This is a genomic window from Micromonospora sp. NPDC051006, from assembly GCF_044456245.1.
Taxonomy (GTDB): Bacteria; Actinomycetota; Actinomycetes; order Mycobacteriales; family Micromonosporaceae; genus Micromonospora.
Window position 1 is genome coordinate 1 of sequence record NZ_JBITFP010000053.1, and the last position, 1,069, is coordinate 1,069.

The following is a 1,069-nucleotide window of genomic DNA, read 5'->3' on the forward strand; positions in this document are numbered from 1 at the left end:
AGGGGCGGTCACCCGGTTGTCTGACCCTTGCCCTGACCGACGGTTGCTGTCCTTGGCTGGATTTGTCGACTGTCCGGGTGACCGCTCCTGCACGTCACTGGCTGGGCGTTCGTGACTTTATAGGAGCCTGTGCGAGAGGCCCCGTCACTGTCTTGTCCGCCTGCCCGGCGGGTGCGTGCCGACCCTGTTCGGTGCGAGCGAAAGGGACGACGAGTCCAGCATGGCAGCCAGGAAGCGCCCGGTCACGGGTGGGATAGACACCCACGGCAAGACTCACCACGCCGCCGCCGTTGATCAGACCGGCCGGGTACTCGGCGATCAGCAGTTCGCCGCGACACCGGACGGATATCGGGCGTTGCTGGCCTGGCTGCGGTCGTTCGGGCGATTGATCAAGGTGGGAGTGGAGGGCACCGGCACCTACGGCGCAGGACTGGCCCGCTACCTGGCCGGCGAAGGCGTCGACCTGGTCGAGGTCGACCGGCCCGACCGCAAAACCCGCCGCAGCAAAGGTAAGTCCGACCCGATCGACGCGATCGCTGCCGCCCGCGCGGCGGTGTCCGGGCAGGCCGCTGGCACACCCAAAACCCGCACCGGGCCGGTCGAGGCCATCCGGGCGCTGCGCGTGGCTCGCCGGGGCGCGGTCAAGGCCCGCACCGCCGCCCTCAACCAGCTCCACGGACTGATCACGTCCGCGCCCGAGGCCGTGCGCGCCAGCCTGGCCGGACTGCCAAGGCACGCGATGATCACCGCCTGCGCCAGCCTGACCGTCGATGACACGGCCATGACCGACCCCATGGAGGCGACCAGGGCAGCGCTCCGCGCCGTCGCCACCCGGGTGCAGGCTCTCGACACCGAAATCGCCCTGGCCGACCGGCGGCTGCGCCCGGCGCTGACAAAGACCGCCCCACGCCTGACCGCCCTTTACGGCGTCGGACCCGAAGTCGCCGGCCAGCTACTGACCACCGCCGGTGACAACCCCGACCGGCTGCGCTCCGAAGCCGCCCTTGCCCACCTCTGCGGCGCCGCCCCGATCCCCGCAAGCTCCGGACGCACCGACCGCCACCGCCTC

General features: G+C 71.2%; 1 protein-coding gene. It reads left to right on the top strand.

Translation table 11 applies throughout. The features are described from left to right. Positions 1-175: 175 nt before the first annotated feature. The coding region (locus ACIBBA_RS33560) for an IS110 family transposase (RefSeq protein WP_396702910.1) at positions 176-1,069 on the top strand (894 nt) is incomplete at its 3' end.